Below are 9,395 nucleotides of genomic sequence, written 5' to 3'. Positions count from 1 at the left end.
GCACCGAGCCGGGCACAAAGATTACTTCAATTTGGCGATGTACTTTTTCAGTTAGTCAGGCCTTATCAGAACAACAATTATCTTTTCCTACTTAGTGGGCGTTATGTTGCCTCAACAGGCTATGCACAGCTTAGATCGAAATATTGTTCCAAATTCTTATATCAATTACTTCATCTAGAGAGCTTTATATCAGAGGTAATGAACAGATGTACTGGTACAAGTTATCCAGCAATAAACTCTTCTGATTTGGCTTCCATAGAAGTTGGGGTTCCCTGCGAGTTAGAACAAATCAAAATTGCCAACTTCCTCTGCGCCATTGACGAGAAAATCGCCACAAAAAAAATAGAACGCGACAAACTAAAAATTTGGAAGCAAGGTCTGCTCCAGCAAATGTTCGTCTAACAATTTTTCAGCCCGGTCGGTATCGGGCATTTATCACTACAAAAGGCACTACATACTGATGGCAACGCAAAGCGAATACGAGTTAGAAACGCAGTTGGTGGAACAACTGGTCGGTATGCACTACGAACCGGTTAACGTAACCGACGAAGCCAGCATGAAAGCCAACCTGAAAAAGCAGATTGAAATCCACAACCGGTTGGAATCTCTGCCACTAACTGACAGCGAATTTAACCGTATTTTCCTGCACTTGACCAAAGGCAACGAAGTAATCGATCGCGCAAGAACGCTACGCGATCGCTACCAGTTACTGCGCGAAGACGGCACAGAGAAGTGGCTCAGCTTTATTAATAAAGAGGAGTGGTGCCAGAACGAGTTCCAGGTCACTCGCCAGGTGAAGCAGTTTAGTGCCGAGCAGAGCACGCGCAAGACTCGCTTTGACGTAACCCTGCTGATCAACGGTCTACCGCTCGTACAAATCGAGCTTAAACGCCGTGGCTTAGGCCTCAAAGAAGCCTTTAATCAGATTGACCGTTACCACCGCGATGCTTTTTGGGTCAGCAGCGGCCTGTTCCAGTATGTGCAGATTTTTATCATCAGCAACGGCGTGGACACTAAATACTACGCCAACAACCGTGCCAATCACTTTGAACAGACGTACTTCTGGACCGATGAAAAAAACGAGCCGATAAAAGCTCTGGATAAATTCGCCGAAGCGTTCCTTAAAGTCTGCCATATCGCCAAAATGATCACCCATTACACGGTGCTAAACGAAACCCGTAAGTGCCTGATGGTGATGCGCCCGTATCAGTATTACGCCTGTGAGGCGATGACCCGCCATGTGAAGGAAAGCCTGCATCTTCAGTGCAAACCACATAACGGTTATATCTGGCACACCACCGGTTCGGGTAAGACGCTCACCTCGTTCAAAGCAAGCCAGGTAATCATGGAGATGCCCGAAGTGGATCGGGTTATTTTCGTAGTCGACCGTCGGGATCTGGATTACCAGACAGCTAAAGAATTTAACAGCTTTGCCAAAGACAGCGTGGATACCACGAATAACACTAGCACGCTGATTAAACATCTGAAAACCACCAGCAGCAAACTGACGCTCACCACTATTCAGAAATTGAATAACGCTATTACGCACGATGGCTATAAAGCGCAACTTGAACATCTGCGCAAAGAGCGCATCGTGTTTATCTTTGATGAATGCCACCGTAGCCAGTTTGGCGACACCCATAAAGCCATTGTGAATTTCTTTGAAAATGCGCAGTTGTTTGGCTTCACCGGTACGCCGATTTTCGCCGATAACGTCAATATCACCAATGGCATCAAGCAGACCACAGAAATGTTGTTTGAGAAATGCCTGCACAAATACGTGATTGTCGATGCCATTCGCGACGAAAACGTACTGCGTTTTGCGGTGGAATATGTCGGCACCTACAAACGCAAAGAGAGCAGTAATGAAATCGATATCGAGGTGGAAGACATCGATACCAAAGAGGTGATGGAAAGCGACATCCGGCTGGGGAAAATCACCGACTATATTCTGGCACACCACAGCGCCAAGACCCGCAACCGTGAATTTACCGCCATGTTCTGCGTCGGTTCAGTGGATATGCTGATCTGCTACTACAAACTATTTAAAGAAAAACAGGCCGCCATGGTCGCGGAAAATCCAAATTACAAACCGTTGAAAGTGGCGACCATCTTTACCTATGCCGCCAACGAAGCAGACAAAAGCGATAAAGAAGCGGTTAACGGCCTGTTGGATGAAGAAGACATCAGCCTGCCGCAGGGGGCGAAGATTGACGCATCCAGCCGCGACCACCTCGACAGCTTTATCAAGGATTACAACGAACTGTACGGCACCAGTTATTCGGCCAATGATTCAAAAAGTTTCTATAACTATTACAAGAATATCGCTCAGCGCACCAAAGAAAAAGGCATCGATATTCTGCTGGTAGTGAACATGTTCCTGACCGGCTTCGACAGCCCGGCACTGAATACGCTGTATGTGGACAAGAACCTGCGCTTCCACGGTTTGGTGCAAGGCTTTTCACGCACCAATCGCATCCTTAACGAGAAGAAAAGCCACGGGAACATCGTCTGCTTTCGCAACCTGAAGAAGGCGACAGACGAGGCGATTGCGCTGTTTTCCAATAAAGATGCGTCTTCCGTCGTGCTGGTAAAATCGTTTGAAGAATATTTGAGTGATTATCAGGATGCTGTTGATCGCCTGCTGACGCTAACACCAACGGTTGAAAGTGTGGATAGTCTGCCGGATGAAAAAGCGCAGCTGGAATTTGTGACAGCTTTCCGTGACGTAATGCGGCTTAAAAATATTCTCGAAAGCTTTGCTGATTTCGAGGACTCGGCGAAACCTTTGTCCGAGCAGACACTGGCAGATTACACCAGTAAATATCTCGATATTCACGACAAGGTCAAAAAGCATTCCAGCAAAGAGAAAGTCTCGATCCTCGATGATGTGGATTTTGAAGTGTCGCTCATCCACCGCGATGAGATTAACGTCGGCTACATTCTGAAGTTGTTAGCGGGTATTCAGGCAATGCCGCCGAAAGAGCAGCAAGAACAGAAGAAAAAGATCATGGATATCGTCGACAGCGATGTCACGCTGCGCAGTAAACGTGAGCTGATTGAAAACTTTATTGAAGAAAATCTGCTGCACGTCACCCATGATGAAGATGTCACTCAGACATTTGAAACCTATGTTGAGCGCGAAAGAAGTAGAGCAATTATAGCGCTGTGTGAAGAAGAACGACTGGATGCTGTTAAGCTCACAGGGCTACTGGAAAATTACATTTTCACCGATGTACTCCCTCGAGAAGATCAGGTTGCCGAAACCCTCACCTGGCAACCTAAAATTTTGGAACGTAAAACGGTCCGCACACGCGTCTATGAGCGAGTACGTGGCGTGATTGATACGTTCATTGATGGAATGCGCGGGTTTTAATATTTAGGGGCCAATTTGTAGCTGCTGTTGAACGAATATGGCAAAGAGATACCATATTCGTTCAAATCTATTTAACCAAACTCAGATGTGGAGGACGTTTACCAGAGGTTTTCTCAGATAAGCCTTCCCCATTGATGGGCCCATAAAGAAGCTATTGCTGAAGGTAAGAGCACTTACTTCATCTGCAGGGAACCCACTATACTGGGCCACACTGTATTACCAAGGGCAATATGAAACAGGAAAGTTTCAACCAATCCGGGTTCTGTGTGACAACCGGCCTTCCAAATCCGCAAATAATTCCCTAGGTGAACAGTTTTTCCTTTCCCGCCTCAATTATTTAAACAGCAATGAAGAAAGTCCTATAACCATTACGATGCTCATAATCACCTGAATCAATACGACAAAAAACGCAAGAGCACCAAACACGGTGATTTTTTTACGAAGGATGAACGTAATACCGGAAAGTACAGCGCTGAATAGAATTGTTTTAAGTATGTAGGACAGCGGTACCATTGATGCATGGCCTGTATGTACACCTGCCAAACCAATAAGACCAATAAACAGGCCACCGCAAAAACCCCATCCCCAGAATATCATCGGCAAACTTAGCTGCCCTGTTATCAACTTTTTCAACACAACAGCATCTCTTTTATAATGTAAATTTATTAACGATTTCTATCCGTCAGGTACCCAGACCCGACAGCACCACACTGCCCAGATTGCTCAACAGGTCAGACCCCACCGGGCCACCGGTGCTCAGGCTACCGCCCTGATGTTCAGCCTTGAAGTCCGCTTTATTCTCAATATTACTGAACCCCAGTGTGCCGGTATCCAGACTGTTTTTACTCTTGTCCGCGGTGCTGGCAATCACTGCGCCATCGAGCTGAGTGTGTTCACCCACGGTGATATCAACGCCGCCTTTGCCTGCAAAAATACCGGTCTGCTCCTGTACCGAGTCATAATTGCTGTGCAGCTTATCTTTACTGATGCTCAGGTTGGCAGAGCCACCGCCGCCGACCACCGCCATGCTGACACCGCCGCTGGTACTGGTCTGCTTCGCATCATAGTTATCGCTGTCTTGCTGGCTTTGCAGCAGCAAGTCACGGCCGACATCGACCTTGACGGTTTCACCGCTGGCTTGCGCGCCTATCAGCGACGTGTCACGCCCGCTGCTGAGTGACAGTGTGCCGCCTGTGTCAATCTGCGTTTCAGTCCAGAAGGTGCCGTCGCCGTGCTCATTGCCCTGACCCTTGTTGGCATTGGCAAAGATACTCAGGCCACCGCCAGCGCTACCGAACCCCAGACTGACACCCACGCTTCCGCCGCTGCCGCTGTTGCTGCCGTCGGTTTTTTGCGTGTTGGCGGCACCGAGTAGCAGCAAGTCGCGGGCGGCTACTCGGCGGTACGGGATAACGGCGAGCTAATTATAGGCGGCTATCGCAGCATTGGTTTCACTCTGTGGCGCTTGCCCTGCTACCGGTGGAGGCGGCACCAACATTTGCAGCAAGAAGTTATTCTCCACCGCATTCTTCCCAGCCTGCGCACCGGCAACCGTTGTCGCCGGTCAATCCACCGGCTAATCCTGCGGCCAGTGTTGCCAGTGTACTGACGGTCTGCTTCTGGTCTTCGCTGAGATTATCCTTATCCCAGCCCATTGCCGCGATTATCGCCGGAGCCATTAACTCCGCACTGGCCGCACCCGCCGCCAGCTTCAACGCGCCATAGGTTTGCACCGCGCTGGCATTGAGGGTGATGTCTTGCACCGCCTGCAAAGTGATATCGCCCCTGGCGTTCAACTGGCGGCCTAGCAGGGTTTCATCATAGAGATCGACTGAGTCGTTATGGAGTTTGGTGGAGACTTTGCCGGTGACCTGTAGGCTATCGGTGAAAGATGGAAGTATTTAGGACTAGGTTTCAGTAATCTCAGCCAAGGCCGAGATTACTATTATCAAACTCACAAATTAGTTTATTTTTGTGATTATAATACCGTCATTTCTATCCATAATTAAGCTATCAGCTAAAGGCAGCTTCCTAATTAATTCCTCAACCGTTCCTCGGGGAAAACGACTCTCGGAAAAACTATTTTCGAAATCTAATGAATAAATCAAACGTTCTTCATTACCATCAAAGCCTAGCCAAAAATTACAACCGTAGTCATATAGTTCCGCAACATTCAACGGTATTAAATTTTCAGGTTCTCCTTCTGAGAAATCCATTTTTTCAATAGGGATAGTGCCAATATCGGCATTATATTTTTTAAGACCTAAATCTAAACTCTCCTTCAAAGAGGAAATTACAATGTAAAGATCAATAGTTACCCCTTTGCCTGGGATGAATAACCCATTGATAATAAAATTAAAAACCCCACTAGGGGAGCATAGAATATCTAGCTGCTCAAGTTGTATAGCAATTCGATAAGGATCACCAATAATCATTTAATTTTCCATCCCTCTTGCTTACGTAACTGGGCCTTTGTCTTATTATCTAACTGCATTGCATTTTTTGAATCACCAGTACTTCCAGACCAATGGTAAGTTCCTACATTATCAGGGAAATAACGATGAATAGCTCCATCATTTCCCATACTATAGCGAGCTTTGTTTCCATCGACTGATACTGAGCTACCAAATAGCTCTAAAGAATTCCTTGGCTCAATACCTGCATCTGGCCTGAATCCTTGGGCACCTGGTGTATGTTTGGTATTTGATTCGACTTTTAATCCATTACTCGCCACGATAGGTTCAGGAATTGGTAACCGGTTATCTCTACCTTCGGCTAGATAAGCCAAATCATCTTTATTCTGTTCTGGGATCGGTGTTACCGTGCTATTTCCACCCGTATTCGGTTTGCCGTCAATATTCCCAGTATTACTGGCACCATTCTCACCACTTTTATCTGGTGTCACCAACGCCATTCCCTTATTTTGATCGGGCGCAGGATTTACCAGCTTACCGCCTGTGGGATCATCAACTGGAGTAGGGAACCCCGTAATTAAACCCTTACCATTTTTTAATTCTTCGTAGGCTGCTCGCTCGGAAGGTGACAGTTTATCTATTTGTTCCTGATCACCTGACATTGCAGCCAGCATAACATTGGTTTTCTGTACGCCAGAAAGTTCTTCAATCGCCGATGTGGCAACACCAACACCGATGAGAGCACCAAACCCAAGATCTATGACCGCTTTGCTACAAACGGCTATCTCTGCACAAGCGGCTGCACCGGTACGCAAGATAGCAAGGTTATTATTCTCCAGAGCATTCTTCCCAGCCTGCGCCCCGGCAACGGCGTCAGCGGTGCTGTCACCGGTCAAACCACCGGCCAATCCTGCTGCCAGTGTACCCAATGCGCTGATGGTTTGTCGTTGCTCTTCTGTCAAGTCTTCACGTTTGATCCCCGGATACATCTGCTGGGCGATATACTCACCCATCACTGCCCCCGAAGCGCCCGCCAGTGCACTGTTGCCGTTTACCTGCGCCACTACCGCACCCAATACCGCATGGGCCATCAGATTGGCTTCAGTATTCACCTTACCCGTGACCGGATCGGTAGTCATATTATGAATGACTTCAGCCAGATAAGGTGCAGAGGCTCCCGCCAGCGCTTTCGACATATCTCCACCGGCCAAGCCTTGGATAGCCGCAGTTGCTGCCTGCGCCGCCTGCTGGAATTTGCCACCGGTGCCATAGCCTGACTCATTGAACGCCTTGTCATAAGCCGTTTTATAAACCTGACCATCAATCTCTTCTGCCGTAGGGTTCTTGCCCGGATTCGCTTTTTGCCAGCTTGCTTTAGCCGCGTCACGGTCAGCCTCACTCACATCCTGCATTTTTTCATTCGCCGCTTTAGTGGCGATAATCTGCCCCTGTGTGCGAATAACATCACTGACCTGGCTGCCGATTTCACCGATAAGTTGCGCTTCGCGCAGGCGGTTTTGCTCTTTCTCTTTATCAAAGATAGGGGAGAGCGCATTGTTGGCGTGTTCGACGTCACGGCTCAGGTCATCAACATTTTGCTGTTGCTTATCCGTGTCACGCACCGTGATAGTGCCATCGGAGACTGCGGCATGGGTGGTGCTGTCGGCGTGGCCTTCATTGTTAGCGCCAACCAACAAGCCGTTGGCCATATTCCCGGCAAACTGACCGCCGATGCTACCGCCGGTACTGATGCCCACACTTTGATGCTCTACCTTGAAGTCCGCTTTATTCCCGATATCACTGAACCCCAGCGTGCCGGTATCCAGTGTGTTTTTATCGGCAGTGGCAGTCGAGCCAATCACCGCACCGTCGAGCTGAGTATGCTCGCCCACGGTGATATCAAAGCCACCTTTACCGGCAAAGATACCCGTCTGCTCCTGCACCGAGTCAAAGTTGCTGTGCATTTTATCGCGGCTGGCATTGATGCTGGCACTGCCGGTCATCGAACCAAAATTGAAGCTGCCACCGACACTGGCGTCTTGCTGCTTCGAATCGTAACGGTCACTGTCTTGCTGGCTTTGCAGCAGCAGGTCACGCCCCACATCCACCTTGACGGTTTCCCCACTGACCTGCGCGCCTTGCAGCACCGCATCGCGGCCACTGGTGATGTTGAGCTGGTTACCGGCGTTAATCGTGGTTTCCGTGTGAGTCACACCGTTGCCGCTTTCGCTGCCTTTACCCTTGTTCAGGCTGGCGGAGACATTAATCCCCCAACCGCCCTGACCGGCACCTATTCCTATCCCCAATGAACCGCCGCTGCTGCTATTACTGCCGTCCAGCGTTTGGGTCTCTTGTGTTGATTGCAATATCACATCGCGATTGGCCGTCAGACTGGTGTCTTTGCCCGCCTGTAACTGGCTGCCCTGCACCACAATATCGCCATCCGCCCCTTTCACGCCGTTACCGGTGGCGGTGATATTCAGGTTATTACCCGCCGTCAGGCTGCTGCCTTGGTGGGTGGTTTGATTGACGGCTTGTTCTGATTTTGACGATTGGCTGCCATAAGACAGGCTCACGCCAATAGCATTTTGGTCACTGGCATTCACTGCGGCCAGTTGCCCACCTTGCACCGCCTGAACACCACTGAGTGCCGCTTTAACCCCTTGCAGCGCAGACAGTCGGCCATTGCTCTCTTCGCGGGCATCTTTGGCGGTGGTGACCGCGGTATTGAGGGCGCTGCCAACCGCGCCAGACAGTGCCAGTGTCAGGCCGCTACTTTTTTGCTCAACGCTGTGGGTCTGGCTGCTTTGATTCTCCGCCGCCAAAATAGCGACGTTTTTACCGGTCAGACTGATGTCTTTACCGGCCAACACCTCAGAGCCTTGCACCGTCAGGTCTTCACCAGCGGTCATGCTGACATTGCCCAGCACACTGCCCACCGTGCTGCCCACGTTGGAGATAGATTTGCCAGTGTCGGTGGTTTTTTGGCTGTTGTTGCCCACCGTGACACCAATGCCGCCGGTGCTCATCAGACCGGATTTTTTCTGCTCGAACAGGTGAGATTCGCTCTCGCTCTGTTGCGCAGTGCCGACGGTGATGTTCTCTTTTGCGCGCAGATTAATATCGTTATCGGCCACCACATGACTGCCGATGACCGCGATATTTTTGCCACTGACATCGATAGAACCGGCTGACAGCATGGAGCCCACCGCCAGCGTCTGGCTAATACTGTCTTCGGTACGCGTGGTGGTGCTGGAGGCCAGCCCTTTTTTGGTGCCGGTATGAGTGCGCTGCGCATCATGCTGTTCAGTCTGGGTAGTGAGGGTGACATCGCCGCCCGCCGCCAGATTCAGCGCGCCATGGGTTTGTACCGCACTGGCACTGATATTGATGTCTTTTGCCGTCTGCAAATTGATATCGCCGGTGGCGTTCAACTGGCTGCCGCGCAGGGTTTCATCATAGAGATTCACTGAACTGGTATGGCGCTTGCTCGACGATTCGCCAGTGACAGAGAGGCTGTCGGTCGCTGCACTCAGGTTAATGTTTTGTGCCTGCACATCCACCGTGCCGGCGTTAATGTTAGCCCCCACCGCAGTCAGGTTGTC

General features: G+C 49.7%; 5 protein-coding genes and 2 pseudogenes. 2 read left to right on the top strand and 5 right to left on the bottom strand.

Translation table 11 applies throughout. From position 1 onward, the window contains the following. Window positions 1-402: restriction endonuclease subunit S (locus V1952_RS16950; protein WP_420075165.1), on the top strand; the 402-nt coding region annotated here is incomplete at its 5' end. Between the two features lie 58 nt (window positions 403-460). After that, window positions 461-3,376, top strand: coding sequence for a type I restriction endonuclease subunit R (locus V1952_RS16945; protein ID WP_420075164.1), 2,916 nt, complete (start codon window positions 461-463; stop codon window positions 3,374-3,376). A gap of 333 nt (window positions 3,377-3,709) precedes the next feature. Here the strand turns inward: V1952_RS16945 and V1952_RS16940 are convergent, their stop codons facing one another. From V1952_RS16940 to V1952_RS16920, 5 genes and pseudogenes are all read right to left on the bottom strand, one after another. Beyond that, on the bottom strand, window positions 3,710-4,012 hold the full coding sequence (locus V1952_RS16940; protein ID WP_420075163.1) for a hypothetical protein: 303 nt from the start codon (window positions 4,010-4,012) through the stop codon (window positions 3,710-3,712). A 52-nt stretch (window positions 4,013-4,064) separates the two neighbouring features. After that, a pseudogene (locus tag V1952_RS16935) lies at window positions 4,065-4,769 on the bottom strand (hemagglutinin repeat-containing protein); the annotation flags it as partial. A 111-nt stretch (window positions 4,770-4,880) separates the two neighbouring features. Beyond that, window positions 4,881-5,094 (bottom strand): annotated as a pseudogene (locus V1952_RS16930) (VENN motif pre-toxin domain-containing protein); the annotation flags it as partial. A gap of 243 nt (window positions 5,095-5,337) precedes the next feature. After that, on the bottom strand, window positions 5,338-5,811 hold the full coding sequence (locus V1952_RS16925; protein ID WP_019081662.1) for an Imm42 family immunity protein: 474 nt from the start codon (window positions 5,809-5,811) through the stop codon (window positions 5,338-5,340). After that, window positions 5,808-9,395: hemagglutinin repeat-containing protein (locus V1952_RS16920; RefSeq protein ID WP_420075162.1), on the bottom strand; the 3,588-nt coding region annotated here is incomplete at its 5' end. The genes V1952_RS16925 and V1952_RS16920, both read right to left, overlap by 4 nt.

Origin of the sequence: Yersinia sp. 2542 StPb PI (assembly GCF_048593855.1) — a bacterium.
Classification (GTDB): Bacteria; Pseudomonadota; Gammaproteobacteria; order Enterobacterales; family Enterobacteriaceae; genus Yersinia; species Yersinia enterocolitica_E.
Note: the sequence above shows the minus strand (reverse complement) of the source record. Positions and strands in the feature narration are given on the sequence as shown.

What these genes read in the sequence shown, in the direction of transcription:
- V1952_RS16945 (WP_420075164.1), top strand. Translation starts at nt 461, where the DNA reads ATGGCAACGCAAAGCGAATACGAGTTAGAAACGCAGTTGGTGGAACAA.
- V1952_RS16925 (WP_019081662.1), bottom strand. Translation starts at nt 5,811, where the DNA reads ATGATTATTGGTGATCCTTATCGAATTGCTATACAACTTGAGCAGCTA.